This window comes from Nitrospiria bacterium (assembly GCA_035498035.1).
Classification (GTDB): Bacteria; Nitrospirota; Nitrospiria; order JACQBZ01; family JACQBZ01; genus JACQBZ01.
The window spans coordinates 145756-168620 of the sequence record DATKAN010000026.1 but is presented as its reverse complement, the minus strand read 5'-3'; the positions used below and the strand labels follow the sequence as shown (position 1 = coordinate 168620).

Below are 22865 nucleotides of genomic sequence, written 5' to 3'. Positions count from 1 at the left end.
GATCATGACGCCTGAATACCTCCGGAAACCGGCTTGAGGTTCATGGCCCCGTTTGAAATCAAATTCCGAGACCGAGCTCAGGCCGGCGGTGAATCAGGAAGGAGTATACCGGAATTGGGAACGACAAATCAAGAGGAGCTCGGCCCGCCGTTCTTGACTTTCTGCTCTTCTCAGCGCTACTTTATGACACGGGATAATATGAAGATCGATTCTCATTCATTCGGGCGGATCACGATTGACGGCCGGGTATACACCCGCGACGTGGTGATCTACCCGGAGCGCGTGGATGATCAGTGGTGGCGGAAGGAAGGGCACGAGCTTTGCCCGCAGGATCTCACCGAGATTCTCAATCAGGCCCCGGAGATCCTGGTGGTCGGCACGGGTGATCTGGGTTGTATGAAAATCCTGGACGACACCAAAGCGCTGCTTGATGCGAAGGGGATTCAATTAATCGCATTCCCGACCCGGCGGGCCTGCGAGGAGTATAACCGTCTCAGCAACGGCAAGAAGGTCATCGCCGCTCTTCATCTTACTTGCTGAAGCCCGCAGGAAATACAAACACTCCAGCTAAGGGTGATTCGCTAAATGGCACCCGTCTCTTTGTCCGAGGGGGATTAATTCTTGCGTGAAACAAAAGGAACCGTTGGAATCCATTTTCCCGTTCTTCGTTTATACCGTCCATACTCCTCCCCGAACCTCGCCTCCAGCCTCTCTTCCTCGTAGCTCGCGATGTAGTCATGGAAAATAAAAATCCCCGCAACCAGCGCGAGGGACAGGATCGATCCGGTCGAGATCGCGAATCCGAGATAGGTCAGTAGGCTTCCGAGATAGATGGGGTGCCTCACATACTTGAAGGCTCCGGTCGTGATCACGCCGGACGGACGCTCCTCCGGTCGGACGACGACATGCCCGGAACGTACAAGATAGACGGCGACCGCCAGCGCCAACCCCAGGAAGCCCAGCCGAACGGGCAGCGGAACGAAGTTCGAGAGAAACGTTGATCGATGAAGGATGAACGAGTCCCCGCCCCAAACAATCAGAAACATCGTGAGACAGGTCAACTGGCCGATGTGGCTGAAAGGGTGTTCGCCGTTCTCGGACCGCATCGTTGATTCCGCGCGGAGGAAATGACCGGATGGGCTACTCTTCAATCCCCGCCAGCTTCAGCGTATATAAATGATGGTACAGCCCTCGGCGCTCTAAAAGTTCGGCGTGGGTTCCTTCTTCGACGATCCGTCCCTTGTCCATGACGAAGATCCGGTCGGCTTTCTGGATGGTGGTGAGACGGTGGGCGATGACGAAGGTGGTGCGGCCCTTCATCAGCCGGTCGAGGGCGTCCTGGATGGCCGCCTCGGATTCGTTGTCGAGGGAGGAGGTGGCTTCGTCCAGGATCAGGAGACGCGGGGCTTTCAGGATCGCCCGCGCGATTGCGATCCTTTGACGCTGCCCGCCCGACAGGTTGATCCCCTTCTCGCCGACGATCGTGTCGTATCCTCTCGGAAAGGCCGTGATGAAGTCGTGCGCGTTGGCCGATTTCGCCGCCTCGATGATCTCGTCTTCCGTCGCGGCGAGCTTCCCGTAACGAATATTCTCTTTAATGGTCCCGCCGAAGAGGATGGTCTCCTGCGGGACCAGGCCGATCTGCCGGTACAGGCTGGCCCGTTGAACCGTCTTGACGTCGATGCCGTCGATCTCGATGGTTCCGGATGTGGGATCGTAGAAGCGATGGAGGAGCTGGATCAGCGTGCTCTTTCCGGCGCCGCTGGGCCCGACCAGCGCAACCATCTCCCCGGGCCGGGCCTCAAACGAGATGTCTTTGAGCACCGCGATCTCGGGCGTGTACTGGAAGCCGACCTGCTGGAAGGCCACTCGGCCTTCGATCCGCGGCATCTCCGGCGCATCCGGGAGATCCGCGACCTCCGGTTTCGTATCCAAAATTTCGAAAACGCGTTGCGTCGCCCCCTGGGCCTCTTTGATTTTCGAGACCAGATGGGCGAAGCTTCCGAACGGGCCGATGAGAATGCCGGCGTAGAGAATGAACGCGATCAGATCCCCCGGCGTGATGGCCCCGGACATCACCTGTCTTCCGCCGTACCACAGAATGCCCGCGGCCGCGCCGAAGGTCACGATCGTGATCAGCGGAATGAAGACGGCCAGGATCCTCGCCCGGGACAAGGCGGTGGCAACCATCTGATTGAGTTGATGGATATAACGGTTCTCTTCGTGCGACTCGGCCACGAACGACTTGACGATCCGGATGCCCGACACGGCCTCCTCGACGACGGTCGTGGTGTCGGCGGTGCGGTCCTGAATGGTCGTCGAGAGGCGTTTGAGCTTCCGTCCGAAAAAGGTCCCGATGAAAACGATCACCGGGATGACGGAAAGGATCAGCAGGCAGAGCCGCCAGTTCAGATAAAACAGGATCGAGACGCCGCCCACCAGGGTGACGATCTGCTTGGCCATGTCGATCGGAACATTGGTCCCGATGTCCTGGATCACCGCCACATCGTTGGTGAGGCGCGAGATCAACTCGCCGGTCCGCCGCTTGGCGAAGAAACTCACGGAAAGGGTCTGCAGGTGCTTGAAAAGGCGGATGCGGAAATCGGCCACGACCCGCTGGCCGATATAGGCGACGAGGTAGCTGTGGCCCATCGTCAGAAACCCCTGGACGATGAAAAGGCCCACGAGGCTCAACACCGCCGCGTTGAGGGCCGCGGGGTCGGGCTTGTGGAGAAAGGCGTTCACCACATCCCGAACGATCCAGAGCAGGCCGAGGTTGGTGGCGGCCACCGCCGCCATCAGCACGGCCGCCAGCGCCATCCGGCGAATATAAGGTTTTATGTAGGCAAACAGCCGCAGTAGATTTTTCATGAGACTCCTCCGCGACCATTATAGCTTACCCGTGAGATCTTTTGTCAATTCCGTCGAGTGCGGTTTGTCATTGGCGGGCGGCCTAAGGCGGGTTCCCCGTAGGGGCGATCCGGCGGGTCGCCCGGATCAAGGGCGAGGCACGGCCTAGCCCCTACATCGCAGGAAAGGATCCGCCCGTCCGGTTCGTCGATTCAGTTTTTCTTGAGCCCCCAGGGCGACTCGGACAGCCAGCGGGTCAGATCCTCGGCCGGAATCGGTCGGCTGAGGTAAAACCCTTGGGCCGCATCGCAGCCCATCGCCGACAGCCGGTCCAGGGTCTCCCGGCTCTCCACCCCTTCGGCCACGACCTTCAGACCGAGGTTGTGCGCCAGATCGATCGTCGACCGGACGATCACGGCATCGTCCGCGTTCGCGACCATGCCCATGACGAAGGACTTGTCCACCTTGACGGCATCGACGGGGAGTTTCTTAAGGTAGCCCAGCGACGAATAGCCGGCGCCGAAGTCATCGATCGAGAAACGGATATCCAAGGCCCTCAGCCGCTTGAGGATCTCCATCGCACGGGCCGGATCGGCCATGATCGCGCTCTCGGTTATTTCCAATTCCAGGCTGCGGGACGCCATGTCGCAGGTTCGAAACAATTCCGCGAATTGGTCGGGCAGTTGCAGATCCTGAAGGTTCCGGGCCGATAGATTGACCGCGACCGGCATATCGATTCCGGCCTGATTCCAGGATTTCCATTGGCGAAGGGCGTCGCTCAGGACCCATAGCGTGAGTTGCTTGATGAAGCCGGTGTGTTCCGCGAGCGTGATAAAATCATCCGGCGGGACCAGGCCGTGTTGGGGATGCTTCCAGCGGATCAGCGCTTCGACACCGATGGTCCTCTGGGTTTTCAGATCGACCTTGGGCTGATAATAAAGGAGGAATTCCCGGCGCTCGATCGCGTGGCGCAACTCCCCCATCAAGGCCAGTCGGCGCGGGCTGTGCCGGTCGTGTTCCGAAATGTAGACGGCAAAACCGCTGGAGGACTGCTTGGCCGAATACATCGCGACATCCGCGCGCCGCATCAGCATATCGACATCCTCGCCGTGTTCCGGAAACAGCGCGATGCCGATGCTGGCCCCGATCTCGAGAAAGAATCCTTCCACAGCAAACGGCCGATCCAGCGCCTCCAGGATCTTTTGGGCGGTCACGGTGGCCCCATTGATGTCCGTCGACGGCAGAAGCACCGCGAACTCGTCCCCGCCCAGACGCGCGATCGTGTCGGCTTCCCGCAGGGCGCTCAACACGCGCGGCCCCACCTGCTTCAACAAAAGGTCGCCGTGATGGTGCCCCAACGCGTCGTTGACGTCCTTGAAACGGTCCAGGTCCATCAGCAGGAGGGCCAGCGGTTTGCCTTCGCGTCCCGCGGCATGGAGCGCCTGACGGAGGCGGTCCAGGACCAATGTGCGGTTGGGCAGGTCGGTCAAGGTATCGTGCAGCGCCTGATATTCGAGCGCGGCCGCCTGCGTCTTTCGCTCGGTGATGTCCCGGACGATGGCCAGCACTTCGTCCGCCCCGCTCACGACAATCCGGGCCTCGTAATCGCGCCGATTTCCCTTTTCCAGGAGCGGATATTCAAAGATCTGCGTCTCTCCGGTGCCGAGCGCCTGATGCACATAGTGCATGATCGGCTCGGCGACCTCGGGCGGGAGCACTTCCCGAACCTCCTTGCCTAAAAATTGTATGGGAGGAACAAACGGCGCCATGCCCTTGGCCGGAATGAAATCGAGATAGACCCCCTCCCGGTTGATTCGAAACATCATGTCCGGCAGGGCGTTCAACAGGGCGCGGTTTGTGGCTTCGCTTTTTTCCAGAGCCTCCTCGGCCCACCGGCGCTCGGTGACGTTGCGAAAGCTCCATACCCGTCCGACGATTTTGTCCCCGATCCGATGCGGCTGGGAATAGCGCTCAAAGATCCTTCCATCCTTGAATTCGATGAAATCAAAGCTCTCGGAATCCGGTTGATCATACAGTTCCCGCACTTTTTTAAGGAAGACGTCGGGACTCTTCAACTGCTCCAGGACAAACGACAGCGCCTGGCTATCATCCCGTGACGACACAACGGACTTTGGGATCCGCCACAGATCTAAAAACTTCTGATTAAAACCGACGATCCGGCCCTGCTGGTCGACCACGAGGATCCCGTCGGCCGTTGATTCAAACGTGGCGCGGAGCAATGACACGGATTTTTCCAGCTCGGCCACGGCCTGCCGACGTTCGGTGACGTCGATGATGAAACCCTCCAGCGCCAGCAGTTCCCCGTTTGGGGAGAATACCCCCCGGCCCTGTTCCCAAACCCATTTTTCCTTCTTGTCAGCGGTAATGATCCGGTAGTTCAGCTGAAACGGCCGGTTCTCCCGCAAGGCGGCCTGCACGTCGTCCCAGACGGGCGTCTGATCGTCCGGATGGATCAGATCCCGCCCGTAGGAAACCTTCCGGTTCCCGAGCAGGTCGGAGGATTGGTAGCCGGTCAGATCATGGCAACCCTCGCTGACAAACTCCACCGTCCAGTCTTTGTCGTTTTTACAGCGGTAGGCCATTCCGGGTAGATTACCCATCAGGGTTGAAAGGACCCGTTGGCTTTCATGCAACGCCTCCTCGGCCCGTCTGCGATCGGTGATATCGGTCACGGTGCCGATATATCCGACCACCTGCCCGCCCTCGGTTCGTTTGGCCATCGCCTGACCAAGCACCCAGGTGGCGGAGCCGTCCGGCCTGAGGAAACGATATTCCAGCCTGAATTGTGTTTGCTCCCGGGCGCTTCGATACCACGCCTCGGTGACCAAGGCCCGATCGTCCGGATGAATCGCCTGAACCCAGCCCGCACCGCGGGCTTGCGCGGCCGTCAGACCGGCGATCTCGCACCAGCGGGAGTTGACATAGAGGCAGTCGCCCGGTGCGTCTGTTTCGAAAATGCCGACCGGTGAGACCTCGGCCAGCGTCTCATACCGTTGTTCGTTCTCGCGCAGCGCCTCCTCCACACGCTTGCGCTCGGTGATGTCGCGCGCCACTCCGAAAAAGCCGATCACTGTTCCGGATTCGCCGACCTGGGGAACGATCTTGTCCTCCACCCACCGATATTCCTCCGTCTCCTTGCGGCGAAGGCGATACTCCCGGATGCCGGTGGTTCGTTCCTCCAGGAATTTGCGCGTCGATTCCGTCACGGCCGGAACATCGTCCGGGTGAAGAATCCGGGCCCAGAGTCCCTCATCTTCGATAAACTCCTCCGGCCGATAGCCCACGATATCCTCCGTCCGTGGACTCATGAACTGGACCGTGCTCGCCAAGGGGTCGCCCCCGACTTGAATCGAATAAACAATCTCATCGATGTTGGTCAGAATCTTCCGGAGCTCTTCCTCGCTCCTCCGAAGCCACTCTTCCGCTTGCTTGCGGTCGGTGATGTCCTGGGCCGTCCCGTGCATCCGAATCGGCCGTCCGGCTTCATCGAGAATGACCCCGCCGTCGGCATGAATCATATGGACGGTTTCATCGTTCCAAATAATACGGTAGTCGTAGTGGAAGGGTTTTTGATCGTCCATGGCCTTCCGGGTTGTTTCGTCAATATAACCCCGATCGTCCGGATGAACATAATTTAAAAATGTTTCGTAGCTTACGCTCCTCTCCCGGGGTTTCAGGCCAAAAATTCGGAAAAGCTCATCCGACCAGGTGATGACGTTCGCCCGGATATCCCAGTTCCAGCTGCCGACACGGGCGATCTGCTGAGCCTCGGCCAGCTCCCGCTCGCTTTTCCTGAGCGCCTCCTCCGTCCTTCTCCGTTCGGTCGTGTCGTGCACGGTCCCGATCACGCCGATGATCTCACCCTGGGGGTTGCGGAACGGACCGTATCTTGCCGAAGTCCATCCCGTCCCGCCGGTTGCCTTGATGAAGATGGGAATATCCATGTACGCGAAGGTCTCGCCGGCCAAGGCCTTTTCGACACAGGCCTCGATTCCTTCCACGGCTTTTTTTTCCATCTGTAGCTTGCCGTTATGTTCCAGGTAAAGGGACGGCAGATCCCTCGGACGTTTCCCCAAGACTACCTCCGCTCGCAAACCGGTCAGTTCCTCCATATAAGGATTCCAGACCACATATCGGAGCTGTCGGTCGTACAGGATGATGCCTTCCCGAACGTCCGCTATTATCTGCTGGTTGAGTTGATCGGATATCTGGGAGCGCTTGGTCGGCGCTTTGGGGATCGATTTGACGCGCTTATTCCGCGCCCGGGTGGGACCGGACGACGGTTTGGTTTTATTGGGCATGAAATTGGGCTCGCTTTGTGCAGCCAGGCCTTGTTCGCCTGCATGGCCGAGTCCGTCGCGACGAAGCAGGGGATGGCCAAGCCGCCCTTATTATAATGACTTATAACAGTTTTAGTATATCTCTGGATGAGCAGCCTGTCAATCGGATCCCGCCCCTACCTGATCCGTAATTGTCGATAAAACTTCATTAAAACGATCATTGACACGGGGCGTGGCTTATTTTATAGTGTCGGAAGAAACGATATACCTGAAAGGGAGTCGGCCAAGGTCCGGTCTTGGACCAGGGACCCGGACCGGCCGGGTAAAAACCTAAAGGGTTAGGCTACAAACGATGAACGGGGCTCGTCCATCAAACGCCCTTACTTATTTATCACTACTAACCACACCGGCCATGACAAGAACAACCACGGCGACAATGAGAATTAACCAGAGAGGAAGATACGACATAGGAACACCCCCGTAAAGTGATTATTATGGCATCATCATGAGCTTTTGACCCCCAAGAAGTCAAGGGCTAACTTGTCCGGCGGTCAGAATGCCCGATCAATTCCCGGAGAAAATGGCTCATGCTTGAACTGTCCTTGGTCCTTGTGCTGGTGACGGTCATCTTGGCCGTCCGCTGGGTGATGAACATCGGATTCGCGGCCTCCACCCTGACAGAGCTGGGCTTGATCATCCTGACGGTCGGAATCTTCGAAGGGATACCCACCGGGATTTATTATCACGTCGTACTGTACCGGCTGCTCCACGGAAGGGGCGGGCTTCCGTCCGGATGGTGGATTTCCCCGGTCCAGTATCACGTTCAGCTGAGCGATGAGGAGGGCCGGCAAGTGCGGAGGTGGTTTTTTCTGGGCGGTCTCGGCTTCCTCCTTTGCATCCTGGGGGGGATGCTGGCCCTTTCAGGAATGGTTTTCGGATAAACGATCGATGGCTATCCTCATTAGGGAAGGGCAGGACCTCGATATCCAGCAGCTGCACGCCCTGTATCATCACGCCCCATGGGCAAAAGGCCGTGATCTCGACGGCATCAAGCGGATGCTGGAGAACACGGATTATGTGTTTTCGGCCTGGGACGGTCCGCGCTTGATCGGGTTCGCGCGCGTCCTGACGGATCGAATCTATCGCGCGACGCTGTGGGACGTGGTCGTCCATCCCGATTATCAGGGCCGGGGAGTGGGAGAGGCCGTGATGAAAACGATTTTGTCTCACCCGGTTCTTTCCGAGGTTGAAAAGTTCTGGTTGAATACGCGGGACAAGCAGGCGTTCTACGAGCGGTTTGGTTTTGTCCGAAGCGACCAGGGAATGGTGAGGGACCGCGCCGCATCGGGAGACTGTTGTGATTAATTTTGAACGGATGGTCGACACCTTTGTCTCGTTGGTTCGGATCGACAGCCTCTCCCGCGAAGAAGGAAAGATCGCGGAGCGCTTGGTCCGCGAGCTGAAGTCACTGAAGGGCGAGGTTTCCACGGACGACGCCGGGGCAAAGGTCGGGGGAGACAGCGGAAACATCATCGCCCGTTTCCCGGGCAGCAAGCCGGGCGCACCGATGCTGTTGTCGGCTCACATGGACACGGTGGTGCCGGGCCGCGGGATCCGGCCGATTCGCGAGCCGGACCGGATCCGGACCGACGGCACAACCATCCTCGGCGCGGACGATAAATCCGGAATCGCGATCATTCTGGAAGTCCTCACGGTCTTAAACGAGCGAAAGATTCCCCACCCGCCGGTCGAAGTGGTCTTCACGATCTGTGAAGAGGCCGGACTGGTCGGGGCCAAGCACCTGGATGTCCGATCGCTCCGGTCCCGGGATGGACTGGTCCTCGACAGTTGTCCGGCCGATTCGCTCTTCACCCGGGGTCCGGCGGCGGACAAACTCGAATTCACGGTGCACGGATTGGCCGCGCATGCCGGCGTCTGTCCGGAAGAAGGGCTCAACGCGATCAAGATCGCGGCCGAGGCGATCGCCCGGATGCGGCTGGGCCGGATCGATGCCGAAACGACCGCCAACCTCGGCCTGATCCAGGGCGGAAGCGCGGTCAACATCGTTCCGGACCGCGTCGTCGTTCAAGGAGAAGCCCGAAGCCACGATGAATCCAAGCTGGCGGCCCAATCCTCCCACATGGCCGAATGTTTTCAGGCGGCCGCCCGGCTGCATCGGGTCGTGAAGGACGGACGGGAAACACAGGCCCGGGTGGAGGAAAAGATCGAGCGGGACTATCCGCGGATGACCCTCGGCGAGGACGCGCCGATCGTAAAACGGATCATGGCGGCGTCAAAGAAGCTGAAGGTTTCAATCGCCTGCCGGAAAACCGGCGGCGGATGCGACGCCAATGTCTTCAACGGCCATGGGCTGAACGTGGCGAATCTCGGAACCGGGATGCGCGCGATCCATACCGTCCATGAGCATCTGCTTTTCCGGGAATTCGATCAGACGGCCCGCGTGGTGCTGGAGACGGTGTCGGGGGTATGAGAATATAGGGAACCGAAATGGAAATCGATCCGAAGCAGCTCACTTCCTCCCAGGCCTACGATCTGATGATCAGCATCGTCATCCCGCGGCCGATCGCCTTCATCTCGACCCTGAATTCCGAAGGGGTTCCGAATGCCGCCCCGTTCTCGTTCTTCAACGGGATCTCGACCGACCCGCCCATGGTCGCGATATCGATCGCGCGGCGAGGTACGGAGAAGAAAGGAACCCTTCGCAACATCGAGACCACGGGCGAGTTCGTGGTAAACATGGTCGACGAGGCCCTGGCGGAAGGGATGAACCGGGCCGCGGGAAATTATCCGCCGAACACGAATAAGCTCGAGGCGGCCGGACTTACGGCCAGGCCCAGCGTCAAGGTCAAACCTCCGCGTATCGGCGAGGCCCCGATCAGCCTGGAATGCCGCGTGGTACAGGTCCTGCCGCTCCCGGAATCCAAGGACGCCCTGGTCATCGGGCGGGTGGTTTACATTTATTTGAAGGATGATCTTTGGCGAAACGGCACGGTCGATCCGGCGCGGCTTCGCGCCATCGGCCGCCTTGGACAATCCAACTATTGCCGCATTCGGGACGTGTTCAAGCTGGAACGTCCGCAGACCGGGTGATCTGTTTTCAGACTTTCCTGATGCGGTGCTGATACCACAAAACGGCCAACAAGGTCTTGCTGTCCACAATCTGGCCGTCCACGGCCAGGCGGTACAGGTCGTCAAACGGCATGCGCACCCGCTCGATAAACTCGCCGTCATCCGGAAGATGGGACGACGCTTCCGAGAGCTCCCTCCCGAGATAAATTTCGATGGTCCCGGTTGAGAATCCGACCGAGTGATAATACTGGAAGAGCCATTCCATCTTGGCCGGTCGAACGCCGGTCTCCTCCTCGCATTCCCGTCGCCCGGTCTCTTCCTTGGACTCTCCGGGATTGATGATCCCGGCCGGGATCTCGAGGATCACCCTCCCGATCGCCTGACGGTACTGGCGGACCAGATGGACCGTGCCGTCCTCGGCGATCGGCAGCACCCCGACCGCATCGGGCGGCCGCACGATCTCCCGCACCGCCTCCCGTCCGTCGGGAAGCCGGACGATTCGTTCCTCGGCCTTGACGTATTTTCCGTTATAAACCGTTTTCGTACGGAGCAAGGTTTCCTCGAGGGACATTCGACGCCTCACTTTAATCCGCCGTTTCGAATCAGATCGTACAGCTCATCGTCCTGACCGATGTATTTTCCGTCCACAAAGATCTGGGGGACGGTCCACTCCCCGGTCTTTTCAACCAGATCCTCCCGGACCTCGGGGGTATCCGAGATGTCGATCTCCTCGTAGCGGATCCCTTCCTGCTCGAGCAAGCGCTTGGCCCGGACGCAGGAACCGCAAAATTTTGTTGTGTAAATCTGAACGGTCGACACTTAAAAACTCCTTTTTTTAATTCCCCATCAATGTGGTATCTATTCTAACACACACGGATCGTCGGCGTCAGGTCTTGTTTCATTCCCGTGTCCGAGGAACAGCTTCCTATGAGATGAGCGGTTCCTGAACAGGGATGCGGGACAGGATTTCCCCGGGCAGGGGATCAAACGGGCCGGGGTAAGGACGACCGGCCTGGTGAAAGGCCTCCTCCGTCATCTGGTCGATCGTCGCGATCGCACGGTTGATGTCGCGCGCATGATGGAAGGGCGTGTAAAGAAGGAGATCGTAACCCGCGATCAGATTGAAAGCCGGGTAGACGCTGTTTTGAAACGCGACCCGGGCCACCTCGGACCACTCACGCCCGATCCTCTCGCCGAAGGTCTCGAGCTGCATCCCCTTGACCACGGCGATGATGGGCAGAATCCCCAGTCGCGGCCGCGGCCCGGGATCCTCCTCTTCCGACGACGGTCCCATGGGAATGGAGCCGGGGCGCGAAAACATCTCCGCCAGCCGGCCGGGAGAGCTTTTGAGCCCCCATTCCAGATATTCCTTGAACGAGAGGACGCGATCGGCCGGGATGATTTCCTGTTCAATTTGAAGCCGCAACGCGGCTCGGAGCCTGGCGGGGTCTTCAAACGGCCGGCGGAAATCCCGCCCCTCGCGCTGAAAACCGTACAGGGCCGTCATGACGACCGCGAGCGGAACCGCGTGCGGGGCCTTGGGCCCTTTTTTTATCTTCTTCCTGATTTTTTGGACCATAATAATTGGGGGCCCGTGCGGATTAGGTCGAGAAGGGTCCTCCGATGCCCCCAAACCCCGCGCCTCTCGCGGCAGAGCCGCGAACCGGCTTGTTTCATGCCTTCAATAAATCCTCGACCGTGAAGAGGCTATCGACGGTATAACCCAGGTCCTCCAGGTGTTGACGCCCGCCTTCCTTTCGATCGATCAGGGCGATGACCTTCACGACCGTGCACCCGGCCCCTTTTAAGACGTTGATCGTCCGCTCGGTGGCCCGACCGGCGGTGAGGACATCGTCCACCACCACGACGCGCGCCCCCGGGGGAAGATGCCCTTCGATGTAGGCCATGGGACCCTCCGACTGGTCGAAGGGCTTGGGTTCCTTCCGTATGATGAAGGCCGGAATCGCACGGGGCTCTCCGTAACTCAGAACCGAAACCGAAGTGGCGATCGGATCGGCCCCGAGCGTCATTCCCCCGATTGCGTCCACTTCCAGGTCCGAGATGGCGTCCAGGATCAACTGCCCCACCAGAAAGGCCCCCTCGAAATCGAGCGTGACCTTTTTGCAGTCGATGTAGAAGTGGCTTTTTCTTCCGGAGGAAAGCGTGAAGATCGCTTCGGTGTTGTAAACGAACGAGCCGCGGAGTTTTGTCAATAGACGCTGGCGGAAGTTGACCCGTTCCTGTTTATCCATAAGCCCTTAAGAACCATTCACCCATGTGTAGTAGACCTTATCCTCCGGTCCGCGTACCCGCAGACATTTGTCCAGCGAGCAAGGCGAGCGAGAGGGGGAGGACTTCGACGAACTCAGTCGAGTCGTCCCATCCGGACTTCGGCGAACTCAGTCGAGCCGCTCGGCCGGCGGAGGGGGCGACGCAAGCCCCTATAATAGTTGAGGCAAACGGAAAATGCAAACGGGGGATCGGTATTTTGACTTTTGCCGCGCATCGACGTAATATGACGACGTTTCATCAAAGCGGCGGAGCGGATCACGGGTATGCGTCGATCGGGCCAATGGGGAATCGCCATCTGCATCGCGGCATCGGCCGCGATGAACGCCTGCCAAAACATTCCGTCGCGCCATGAGGCCGAACCCTCGCCCGGGCTTCTTAAACAGGTGTCGGCTTACCTCCGGGCCGACGATCAGGAAGCGGAGCGCCTTTGGCCCGGCCTTTCCAAGGAACCCGTTTCCGAACTGGAAGCGGCCCTCCGGAGCGTTCTGGAAACTTCCTTTCAAAATACCGCCCCGACCGGGATGCAGCCCGGCCGATCGATCCGCGTGGGCGACGATTCGATGCGCTACGGACTTTACGTCCCCGCCGCCTACGACCCTTCCCGGTCCTACCCGCTCATCCTCTGTCTGCACGGGGCCGGCTTTGACGGAGACACGTATCTGAACCGTTGGCAACCCCGGTTGGGCGAAGACTATCTGCTGGCCTGTCCCACAATGGAGGAGGCCGAGTGGTGGACGCGTCAGGGAGAAGCCCTGGTCCTGGCGGTGCTGTCCGACGTATCGCGCACGTATCACGTGGACCCCGATCGGGTCTTTCTCACCGGCATGTCGAACGGCGGCATCGGAACCTATCTGATCGGTCTGAACCATCCGGACCGCTTCGCCGCGCTGGTCCCCATGGCCGGCGCGTTTCCCGCCGCGTTGTTCCCGCTTCTCGATAATGCGAAAAACACACCCTTCTACATCATCCACGGATCGAAGGACCAGGTGATGCCGGTCCAGTACAGCCGGGACGTGGCGGCGTACCTGAAGCGAAGCGATTCCCCCGTGGTCTACCGCGAGCACGACCGCGTTCATCCGATGGCCGGCGGCCATTACTTTCCGAAGGAAGAGCTTCCGGACCTTCTGGCCTGGCTGAAGACTCAACGGCGGGCCGCGGAACCCCGCGAACTGTCGGTGGTCCGCGACCGGGATCATCCCGGCCGGGACGCCTGGGTCCGAATCGACGAAATCGATCCCGCGGCCGCTTCCTTCTGGGCCTCGGAACATCAACCGGAGGAGAGTCGGCGGCTCCAACGCGGCGCCTATGCCAGGCTCAAAGCCCGGGTGTCCGGGAACACCATCTTTGTGACCGCCGAGAACGTAATTCAATACAGCATTCTGCTTCCCGCGGATTTCGTGGACTGGAACAGGCCCGTACTGGTCTTCACCAACGGCCGGGTCAGTTTCGAGCAGCTGTTGCGGCCCGACAGCCGATCCTTGCTGGAAGAAGCCCGCCGCAGGCCCGACCCTCGCCAGACCGTCCTTTCAAGGATCAAAATCCGGGTCTCGCCCTAAACAAAGAAGTCCGTGAGATCGCTCAAAAGCGGTCGCTCCGGCTGTCTTTTTGACAATTCCGGGGCCTGGGCTATACTTGAACATAGCGAATGACTCTTCATAAATCATAAGGAGGCCCGTGCAATGTTCGGAAACGGAAATGGGAACGGAAATGGGAGCGGAACCGGCGCACAAAAAGATTCGGCGGACATGACGATTTATATGGGCAAGAACATGGAGTTCAAAGGGACTCTCAGTTTCGAAGGGACCGGCCGGATCGATGGAAAAGTGGAAGGGAAGATATTAGCCAAGGGAACCTTGTTGCTGGGGGAGGGCTCGGCCGTTTCAACCGAGATCGAAGGGGATACGGTAATCGTCGGAGGAAACGTGGAAGGGAAAATTACGGGTCGTCAAAAAGTGCAACTCCTCAAGACCGCGGTCGTGAACGCCGACATCTCCACGCCTTCCCTGTCCATCGAAGAAGGCTGTCAATTTAACGGGAACTCCAAAATGCTGGGCGGCGCGAATGCCACCCCCGCGGTCAAACTTTCGGAAAAGAAAGACCCCCGTTCCGCCGCCTGGCGGGAAGAGAACGTTCCCGTCGCTACGCATTACAAATAAGGACCAGTTTACCCGCCCCCTCTCCCCTTTCAAGAAGCGCGTGCGCGCGGGCAGCCTCAATCAACGGGATGCGCCCGGCAATCATGGGCTTGATTTTTTGCCGATCCAGAAAATCGAACAGCAGGGACATGGTGATGACAACGCGTTTTATTCCATGACCTTCCGGAGGGAACCGGCCTTACACGGGGACTCCAAAAACGGCTCGGACGAGGAGTCCGATCCCGTAGGTGATCCCCACGGCGCCGGCGACCATGGCCAGATTCATCATGATGCGCTTCCGGACGTCCATTCCGGACAGGAACGCAAGGATCATCGAGACCAGTATGGCCGCGACCCCGCCGGAAAATACCGGGACCATTGCGGTCTTCGCCCCGAACAGCACCGGCAGAATCGGAATGGCCGCGCCGGCGAAATAGCTGCCCCCGACGATTATGGCCGACCGGATCGAGGAATCCTCCGGCTCCTCCGATTCCCCGCCCTTGGTGAGAAATCGCGCCCTGCCCCGTTCCGTCCGTCGCACTTCGTTTTCGGAGTTGACGGCCACATAAGCGCCCGCCGCCATGGATAAGGACCCCGCAACGGCCGTGGTCAACCCGGCGATCAGCACCAGGGTCCCGGCGCCCAGAGCGGCAAAGAATCCGCTCACCGCCCCGATAATCTCGACCAGCCCGTCGTTGAACCCCAGGAAAATGTTCCGGATGCGGTCCGGGTTGATCTTCCGCTCCGCCATCCGGCTGACGATCTCATCCTCATGTTTGAATTCGTCTTCCAGAATTCCCCGCACCGCGGCGCCCAGCGGTCCGTCCTTGTATTGTTCCCAGACGGACAGGTACTTGCGGACCCCGTATATCTCGATCGCTTCAAGAACCATATGCACCGCGGTGGCGCCGAACAACCTGCAGGCCAGGACAATCAGCCGTAGCCGGAACCGGCGGGGAAAATCGAGGCCGGACACGGCACTGTTGAAAAATTTCTGCCAGAACGCGAGATGCTGGGTCTCGATCGCGATCAGCTCGTCCAGCATCGGTTGAAGATCGCGCCCCGAAATCTTACGCAGCGATTGGTAGAGCGTCAGATCGAACAGCTCGTCCAGGATCAGGTCGCGGGCCAGGCGGGGATCATGCTGCGCTTGGGTCGTTATCATTTGTCAGCGCGCCTCCCGATGACGAAGATCGGCAAAGACGAAGCCGTCGCGCTCCACGACGTCGCCGACACGAACCTCAACCGCCTTTTTGAACATCGGGCCGTCCACGGCGAAGGTGTGAAACTCGCCGTATTCTCCGCAAGGATCGACGGATTCCGGAAGCTCGTCCAGAAGCCCCGGCCCGAACTCGCGGCCGGCAAAGCGGGCCGGCAATTTTTTGGGATCGACGCAAGTCAGGTAGGCGCGCAGTCCTTCCGAGATCATTTGACGCGCGAGGCGATCGGTAGGAATTTCCCAAAGCGGAAAAATCGGCGTGATTCCGGTGTCCTTCAGTTTATCCTCCCGGTAAGACCGGATATCCCGGAGGAAAAGATCGCCGAAGGCCATGCAGCGGACGCCTCTTTCTTTTGAGGCATCGACAAAATCCTTCATGACGGATTCGTACTGGTGATTGCTGCAGGGATAGGGAATGTCCAAGGTCTCAAGCGGGAGCCCGACCGCCTCGGCCTGTCGCTTGAGGAGCTCCAGACGGACCGCATGCATCGCCACGCGCTCAAACTCGGCATTCACCGTTGTAAAAAGCCCGACGACCTCGAGATCGTCCCGCTGTCGGAGAAGATGAAGCGCCCAGGCGCTGTCCTTCCCGCTGCTCCAGCTTAATAGAGTTTTCATTTTCATTTTGTTCTTTTCAAAAGCTGCTTATCCACCCAGAAGGATAACCAGACAACGAACACCGTTACGACAATAATCACCATAACAAACATCCAGTATCGGTCGGGAAACCAATGCGCAAGACATATCGTCGCGACCAAAACAAGGAACATCCCCCCGGTCAGAACTGTGAAGCCGGCCCAAGTGTAATGAAACAGGTATGTGCGCTCCCTCCTCGACCTGCCTCCGTCCTGCTCACCTGTATATCCCTATCCTCTATCTTTGTCAACAGCGAGATTTGCCGATGGTCGGTAGGGGCAGACCTGCGTGTCTGCCCTGACAGGATGCCGGGCGCACACACGCATGCGCCCATGCGAATCGGTGGGTTTATTTCGAAGGAACGACCGTTATGTCTTACGCCCCTGAATCTTCAGCAAGGCGTCGAGGATCTCGGAGGGGCGGGGCGGACAACCGGAAATCTTGACATCGACCGGGATATGCCGCTCGACGGGACCGGTCACGGCATAACTTCCCTTGAACATCCCGCAATCGCACGCGCAGTCCCCCAACGCGATCACCAACTTGGGATCCGGCGTCGCGGCATGGACATCCTTCAGGGCCCTTTCCATATTCACCGTGACGGGACCGGTCACCACGAGCGCATCGGCATGGCGGGGCGAGGCCGCGATATGGATCCCGAAGCGCTCGGCGTCATAAACGGGGTTCATCAGCGCGTTCATCTCCATCTCGCAGCCGTTGCAGGAACCCGTGTCCACTTCACGAATCGTAAGAGAGCGACCGAACACCGAGGCCTTGTTCCGAACCGCCTCCGAGACTTCCGGACCGGGTTTAGTCGGCGCCGGATAACGTCCGGTCGCCTTTTCGGTCTTCAAACTTTTTCTGATGATTCTAAACATGCCTGCCTCCTCTTACAAATCCGTCCCCGCGTAAGAGAGATTGAAGCTCTTATTGATCAACGGAAAATCCGGGATTATATTCCCCAACACGGCGAACTGGATCGCCGGCCAGATCACAAACGATGGGTCCCGCACCTTGCACCGGTGTATTTTACCGTCGTCCCCGGCCATTACGAAATATAGAATTTCGCCCCGCCATCCTTCAACCGCCGAAAGGGCCCAGTCGCCCGGAGGCGGTGACGATGGCATGGCGGTCGAGATCGGCCCGGCCGGAAGGTTTTCGAGTGTCTGCCGAATCAAACTGAACGTCTCGTGAACCTCATCGATTCGCACGCGCATCCGTGCCCGGACATCGCCGTAACGATAACTCGGAACCTTGAAGGTCAACTGGCCATAGGCCGCGAAGGGACGGTCCCGGCGGACGTCCCGGTCGATGCTGGAGGCCCGGCCGACCACACCCATAACCCCATGGTCCCGGGCGGTGCGCTCTTTCAGAACCCCGGTCGTCTCCAGACGATCGGTGAGCGAGGCATTATGAAATATGATCCGGGACAGCTCGGTGAAGTCTTCTTCGACGGTGTTCACCTGCCGCACCACGGTGTTCAATCGATCCGGCGACAGGTCGATCGACAGCCCGCCGATTCGATTGACCCCGCGAAGAAAACGGCTGCCGCTGAGATGGTCGTTGAGCTGCATGATCCGCTCTTTCATCCGGCCGCAGTGGGCCAGGGCCAGTGAGTAGGCCGCGTCGTTGCAAATCGCGCCGACGTCGCCGATATGATTATGCAGCCGCTCCAGCTCCAAAAACAGACTGCGAAGATACTTTGCCCGCGGCGGAATCTCGATCCCGAATAGTGACTCGACCGCCTGACAATAGCAAAGGCTGTGGCCGAAGGAGGTGTCGCCCGAAACTTTTTCAGACAGCGCAACCCCTTCCGTCCATCCCAGGTTCTCAAAGAGTTTTTCGACCCCCCGATGTTTCCAGAAGTGGCGGACCTCCAATTGCATGATGGGCTCGCCGGCCACCGAAAACCGGAAATGACCCGGCTCGATGATTCCCGCATGAATCGGGCCGACCGGCACCTCAAACACGCCCTCCCCTTCGATTTGCCGAAAATGATACTCTCCGTCCTGCCGGCCCATGACATGGTTCCAGCCAAAATCTTTTTTCAGAGGGTGGGTTCCCTTCGGCCAATGCTCATGCCGAACCAGCCTGCGGAGGTCCGGGTGCCCTTGCGGAATCAGACCGAACATATCCCGTATTTCCCGTTCATACCATTTGGCCGCATGGATCCGAGGGGTGATGGAGGGAAACAATCGGTCTTGCCCCGAAAGTTCCGTCATTAAAATAAGCCACGGCCCCCCGCTGAGTGTAAACAGATAATAGATGCGGTACGCGGCAAGCCGGGGCCTCAAGTCCACGGCCCATTGCAAAGAGAGCGTTCCACGGAGAGCGGGGCCGTAATGGAGATGATTTGCAACCGAAGGGAGATCCGTCTTCTCCACACTCAGGACCGGAATTCCCCGCACATGATCCACACTCCGGATCTTGGCTCCAAACGTGGCCTGGATATTCCGAACAGCTTCGTTCAAATCCACCATGGCTCACCTCACCATAATCGTCGTCACCGAAAGGTTCATCAAGCGCTTCAAGGATTCCGGCATCGTGATCCCCATAGCGAGCAGCGCCCCCATGCCCACGACAAAAGCAACCTGTCCGAGTCCCCACGATTCACCCCGCTTCAAACGCTCGGGCGGGTCCCCCCAGACCATCCCCACGACACGATAGGTGAATCCTCCAAACGCAACCGCCGCGACAGCCAGAAAAGAGAGGATCAGCCCGAGGTTGCGGACTTCATCGGCCACCATCACCGTCATAAACCGCCCGATGTGGATGGTGTCGCTGGCGTAGACCTGTGTCGTAAGAGAAGTCAGGACCGAAAACTCGCTCACGAACATGGACAGCGGCGGCATCCCGACCAGCGCGAGCGCCGCCGTGATCAGGGCCGCGGCCGTCAGCGGCTGGGCCTTGAACAATCCGCGGACCTCCCCGATCTCGCGTGTGCCGAACCGGATCTGGAGATCGCCGGCGGCAAAAAAGGCCAGAGATTTGGCCAGGGCATGGTTGAGAAGATGGAAGAGCGCCCCGAAGGTTCCCAGGACCCCGCCGACCCCGAATCCGATCGCCGCGATACCCATATGCTCGATGCTTGAATAGGCGAACAATCGCTTATAATCGCGCTGCACGAGGATGAAAAGCGCGGAGACTCCGAAGGACAGGAAACCGAACCCCGTCAGGAGATTTCCGGCATACCCCGGCGAGACCGCCAGATCGACCACCATTTTGCTGCGCAGAACGGCATAGACCGCGACGGTTTCAAGAACACCCGCCAGCATCGCGACCACCGGAGCCGGGGCTTCGCTGTAGGCATCCGGAAGCCACGCATGCATCGGCACCAGACCGATCTTTGTGCCGTAACCCACCAGGATGAATACGAAGGCCAGCTTCACCACGTGAGGGTCGAGCTGCGCCGCAACCCGCACCAGGTCGGTGAGGTTCAGCGTCGCGTTGATCTCCCCGAGGGCCCGGACGGAGGACATATACATCAGGACCGTCCCGAACAGCGCAAGCGCGATTCCGACCGAACAGAGGATGAGGTACTTCCAGCCGGCCTCGAGCGACGTTTTCCGTTTGAAGAAATTGATCAGGAAGGTCGTGGCCAGCGTCGTCGCCTCGACCGCCACCCAAAGAATCCCGAGATTGTTCGCAAGCGTGGCCAGGATCATCGCGAACATGAACATGTGAAACAAGAAAAAGTACCGGCTCATCCGGGTCGGGGTCACATCCCCCTGCGTTCGATAATGCTCGAAATACGACCAGGCATAAAGCGAACTGATGAGGCCGATCACGGTGATGATCAAAAGAATGAAGGCCGAAAGCGCATCGATCAGAATCAAGTTCCGGAAGGCCTGAATCTCCCCTTCGCGCAGGACATGCAACATCACCGCAGCCTCGGCGCCGCTCAGAAGAAGCATCGTCGCGAGATTGATCCCGTGCAATAATTTGATATGCCGCAGCCCGAGACTGACAAAACCCGCGATAAGCGGGGTGATTAACAGGAGGGCCACCTCGATCATGGAAAATCCCCGCCCGCCCGAAAGATCCGTGTCATCGGGATGAAAAGATCGCGCAGAAATCCGGGCATATGGATCCCGATATAGCCCATGGCCATCAGATGGGCGATGAGCGAGACGGCGGCGAAGCGGCCGCCGCCGGGCGTCATCACAATACCCGCCTCTTTCGGTTCACCGAGAACCATCCGAAAGACCTGGTACACCAGCGCGGCAAACGCAACGGCAAGAAGTCCAAGGAACGTGTAGGCGATCCACGGTTGTTCGACATATACCCCGGTGACGATCAGTATTTCGCTGACGAACAGGCCGAACGGCGGCAATCCGGCCAACGCGAGCGCGGCCAGAAGCATCGCTCCGCCGACCAAGGGCATCCGCCGCAAAAGACCGGTCACACCCTCAATATTCCTGTGTCCGTACCGAAGCCACACCCCGCCGGCCGCATAAAATGCCGCGGACTTGGCCAGCGAGTGGTTGATCATATGGAATAACCCGCCGAACACCCCGACCGGACCGCCCGCCCCGAAACCCACCAGGACGATCCCGATATGCTCGATGCTGGAATAGGCAAAGAGCCGCTTGTAATCGCGCTGGATCAGCATAAAGATCGCGGCCGTGGCGATGGACAGCAAACCGAGACCCAACAGGATGGGGCCGGTGAAGTTCGGGCCGACGGCCGGGTCCACGATGCTCTTCATGCGGAGAATCGCATACATGGCCAGATTCAGCATCAGGCCGGACAGCAGTGCGCTCACCGGCGCGGGGGCCTCGGCATGCGCGTCCGGAAGCCAGGTATGCATGGGTGCAATCCCGGCCTTGGTGCCGTATCCGATCACAATAAAAATGAAGGCCAGCTCCAGCGCGGTCGGGTTCAGATCCGATGCGACGCGGTACAATTCACTCCACTGCAGAGCCTCCATCCGTACCCCCAGTACATGCTCGGACGCATAGTAGACCAGGACGGTGCCGAACAAGGCCAGCGCGATCCCGACGAAGCTGAGGATGATGTACTTCCACCCCGCCTCCAACGCCGTCTTGGTTCTCTCGAAGTTGATCAGAAGAGCCGCCGAGAGGGTCGACCCTTCGATCGCAATCCACATGAGGGCGATATTGTCCAGATTGGCCGCCAGGAGCATCGCAAACAGGTAGAGATTGAAAAAACAGAAAAACCATCCGTAGCGTTGAAACGACAGGTGCCCGCGAACCAGCTCTTCCCCCATGTACCCCAGTGCGTAGAGCAGGCCGGTGACCCCGACGAAAGCCAGCATGAGATCCAGAAACGCGCTCAGTGCGTCTGCGCGCAGAACTCCCGAGACAAATTCGGAATCCCCGCCCGCGTTCGTCACGACCGCGCCCATCGCTGCAATCAAAACGGCGGCGTGGATACACTGCAGCCGCTCCATTGACCTTTGACTTTTCATGACCAGGCTAAAGATAGCGGAGACCAACGGAGCGGTGACCAGACCGATCAGGGCCAGATCCATGATCACTCCGTTACAGGGGCTTGCATCGCCCCCTCCGCCGGCCAAGCGGCTCGACTGAGCTCGCCGAAGTCCGGATGGAGCGACTCGACTGAGCTCGCCGAAGTCCTCCCCCTATCGCTCTCCGCTTCCGGCGGATTGCTCGCTGGGGATATTTCTTCCAAGTCGCACATAAAGATTTACTCTTTCAAGGCCGTGAGCTTGGTGGTGTCCACGCTATCGAAGGTGTCCTGCAGCCGGTGGGTGTAGATCCCGACGATAAGGCCGGCCACGAGGACGTCGAAAAACACCCCCAGTTCCACGATCAGGGGCATCCCGTAAGCGGCGGCCGTGGCCCCCAAAAACAACCCGTTCTCGATCACCAGAAATCCGATCACCTGGGTCACGGCCTTCTTCCTCGCGATCATCGTAAAGAAACCGATCAGCACGATCGCCAGGGCGATCGCCAGGGAATCCTGGGTCAGAAGGAATCCCAGACTGATGATCGGCTGCGTGATGTAGAAGGCCAGGATGACCAATGCGCCGCAGATCAGAAGCGAGGACGGGATGTTAATATTCAGAACCAACTCCCGCGTGACGTTGAGACGCTCGATCACCGCTTTCAGGATCCGCGGAAGGATGATCACCTTGATGACGACCGTCAGAACGGCCGCGATATAGATGTGATACGCCCCGGTCAGGAAGGCGACGAGGGCGGCCGTGAGGGCCAGAAAAACGGACTGCAGCGCGAACAGATCCACGCAGGCGGACAGTCGCCGCTGCGCGATGATGGCAAAACAAGTGAGCAAGAGCAGTGCGGAACAGAAATTCACAAGCTGGGAACCGAGATCGGGGTGGATGACCATCGTGCG

22 protein-coding genes are annotated in these 22865 nt (G+C 59.2%); 7 read left to right on the top strand and 15 right to left on the bottom strand.

The features are described 5' to 3' along the window. Positions 1-198 precede the first annotated feature (198 nt). A complete protein-coding gene (locus VMN77_06260; protein ID HTN43384.1) occupies positions 199-540 on the top strand; it encodes an Mth938-like domain-containing protein in 342 nt (113 codons plus the stop codon). 74 nt (positions 541-614) lie between these two features. Here the strand turns inward: VMN77_06260 and VMN77_06255 are convergent, their stop codons facing one another. From VMN77_06255 to VMN77_06245, 3 genes are all read right to left on the bottom strand, one after another. Then, entirely contained in the window at positions 615-1106 is a 492-nt protein-coding gene (locus VMN77_06255) for an isoprenylcysteine carboxylmethyltransferase family protein (protein HTN43383.1), read from the bottom strand. Between the two features lie 34 nt (positions 1107-1140). Continuing rightward, positions 1141-2871, bottom strand: a complete 1731-nt coding sequence (locus VMN77_06250) for an ABC transporter transmembrane domain-containing protein (protein ID HTN43382.1) — start codon at positions 2869-2871, stop codon at positions 1141-1143. Between the two features lie 191 nt (positions 2872-3062). Further along, the gene (locus tag VMN77_06245) at positions 3063-7172 is read right to left on the bottom strand and encodes a PAS domain S-box protein (protein HTN43381.1); all 4110 of its coding nucleotides are present in this window, start codon (positions 7170-7172) and stop codon (positions 3063-3065) included. Positions 7173-7738: 566 nt separating this feature from the next. Between VMN77_06245 and VMN77_06240 the strand changes: the two genes are divergently transcribed. From VMN77_06240 to VMN77_06225, 4 genes are read left to right on the top strand one after another with little or no spacing between them, the layout of a single operon-like run. Further along, positions 7739-8092 (top strand): hypothetical protein, encoded by a 354-nt coding sequence (locus VMN77_06240; GenBank protein HTN43380.1) that lies wholly within the window; start codon positions 7739-7741, stop codon positions 8090-8092. 7 nt (positions 8093-8099) lie between these two features. Beyond that, the gene (locus tag VMN77_06235; GenBank protein ID HTN43379.1) at positions 8100-8516 is read left to right on the top strand and encodes a GNAT family N-acetyltransferase; all 417 of its coding nucleotides are present in this window, start codon (positions 8100-8102) and stop codon (positions 8514-8516) included. Beyond that, on the top strand, positions 8509-9642 hold the full coding sequence (locus VMN77_06230) for a M20/M25/M40 family metallo-hydrolase (protein HTN43378.1): 1134 nt from the start codon (positions 8509-8511) through the stop codon (positions 9640-9642). The genes VMN77_06235 and VMN77_06230 overlap by 8 nt, the downstream gene beginning before the upstream one ends. Before the next feature lie 17 nt (positions 9643-9659). Beyond that, a complete protein-coding gene (locus VMN77_06225; GenBank protein HTN43377.1) occupies positions 9660-10262 on the top strand; it encodes a flavin reductase family protein in 603 nt (200 codons plus the stop codon). 7 nt (positions 10263-10269) lie between these two features. Here the strand turns inward: VMN77_06225 and VMN77_06220 are convergent, their stop codons facing one another. The 4 genes from VMN77_06220 to pyrE form a co-directional block, all read right to left on the bottom strand. After that, positions 10270-10812 (bottom strand): NUDIX hydrolase, encoded by a 543-nt coding sequence (locus tag VMN77_06220; protein ID HTN43376.1) that lies wholly within the window; start codon positions 10810-10812, stop codon positions 10270-10272. Between the two features lie 8 nt (positions 10813-10820). Then, on the bottom strand, positions 10821-11060 hold the full coding sequence (locus VMN77_06215) for a glutaredoxin domain-containing protein (GenBank protein ID HTN43375.1): 240 nt from the start codon (positions 11058-11060) through the stop codon (positions 10821-10823). 106 nt (positions 11061-11166) lie between these two features. After that, entirely contained in the window at positions 11167-11820 is a 654-nt protein-coding gene (locus VMN77_06210) for a hypothetical protein (protein ID HTN43374.1), read from the bottom strand. 94 nt (positions 11821-11914) lie between these two features. Beyond that, positions 11915-12493: an orotate phosphoribosyltransferase gene (gene pyrE / locus VMN77_06205; protein ID HTN43373.1), complete on the bottom strand. Its 579-nt coding sequence runs from the start codon at positions 12491-12493 to the stop codon at positions 11915-11917. 303 nt (positions 12494-12796) lie between these two features. Between pyrE and VMN77_06200 the strand changes: the two genes are divergently transcribed. Beyond that, positions 12797-14089, top strand: coding sequence for a prolyl oligopeptidase family serine peptidase (locus VMN77_06200; GenBank protein ID HTN43372.1), 1293 nt, complete (start codon positions 12797-12799; stop codon positions 14087-14089). A 123-nt stretch (positions 14090-14212) separates the two neighbouring features. Further along, a complete protein-coding gene (locus tag VMN77_06195) occupies positions 14213-14689 on the top strand; it encodes a polymer-forming cytoskeletal protein (protein HTN43371.1) in 477 nt (158 codons plus the stop codon). Here VMN77_06195 and VMN77_06190 read toward each other — a convergent pair. From VMN77_06190 to VMN77_06155, 8 genes are all read right to left on the bottom strand, one after another. Beyond that, complete coding sequence (locus VMN77_06190) at positions 14673-14819, bottom strand: zinc-binding dehydrogenase (GenBank protein ID HTN43370.1); 147 nt, start codon at positions 14817-14819, stop codon at positions 14673-14675. The genes VMN77_06195 and VMN77_06190 overlap by 17 nt on opposite strands. A 48-nt stretch (positions 14820-14867) precedes the next feature. After that, positions 14868-15833, bottom strand: a complete 966-nt coding sequence (locus tag VMN77_06185) for a VIT1/CCC1 transporter family protein (GenBank protein ID HTN43369.1) — start codon at positions 15831-15833, stop codon at positions 14868-14870. Positions 15834-15836: 3 nt separating this feature from the next. Beyond that, positions 15837-16511, bottom strand: a complete 675-nt coding sequence (locus tag VMN77_06180; GenBank protein HTN43368.1) for an ATP-binding protein — start codon at positions 16509-16511, stop codon at positions 15837-15839. A gap of 380 nt (positions 16512-16891) precedes the next feature. Continuing rightward, the gene (locus VMN77_06175; GenBank protein HTN43367.1) at positions 16892-17401 is read right to left on the bottom strand and encodes an NADH-quinone oxidoreductase subunit B family protein; all 510 of its coding nucleotides are present in this window, start codon (positions 17399-17401) and stop codon (positions 16892-16894) included. 12 nt (positions 17402-17413) lie between these two features. After that, positions 17414-19003, bottom strand: coding sequence for an NADH-quinone oxidoreductase subunit C (locus VMN77_06170; protein ID HTN43366.1), 1590 nt, complete (start codon positions 19001-19003; stop codon positions 17414-17416). Positions 19004-19006: 3 nt separating this feature from the next. Next, a complete protein-coding gene (locus VMN77_06165; GenBank protein ID HTN43365.1) occupies positions 19007-20539 on the bottom strand; it encodes a hydrogenase 4 subunit F in 1533 nt (510 codons plus the stop codon). Next, entirely contained in the window at positions 20536-22017 is a 1482-nt protein-coding gene (locus VMN77_06160; protein ID HTN43364.1) for a hydrogenase 4 subunit F, read from the bottom strand. Before VMN77_06160 ends, VMN77_06165 begins: the two co-directional genes overlap by 4 nt. A gap of 176 nt (positions 22018-22193) precedes the next feature. Further along, complete coding sequence (locus tag VMN77_06155) at positions 22194-22859, bottom strand: hydrogenase (protein ID HTN43363.1); 666 nt, start codon at positions 22857-22859, stop codon at positions 22194-22196. Between the last annotated feature and the right edge of the window lie 6 nt (positions 22860-22865).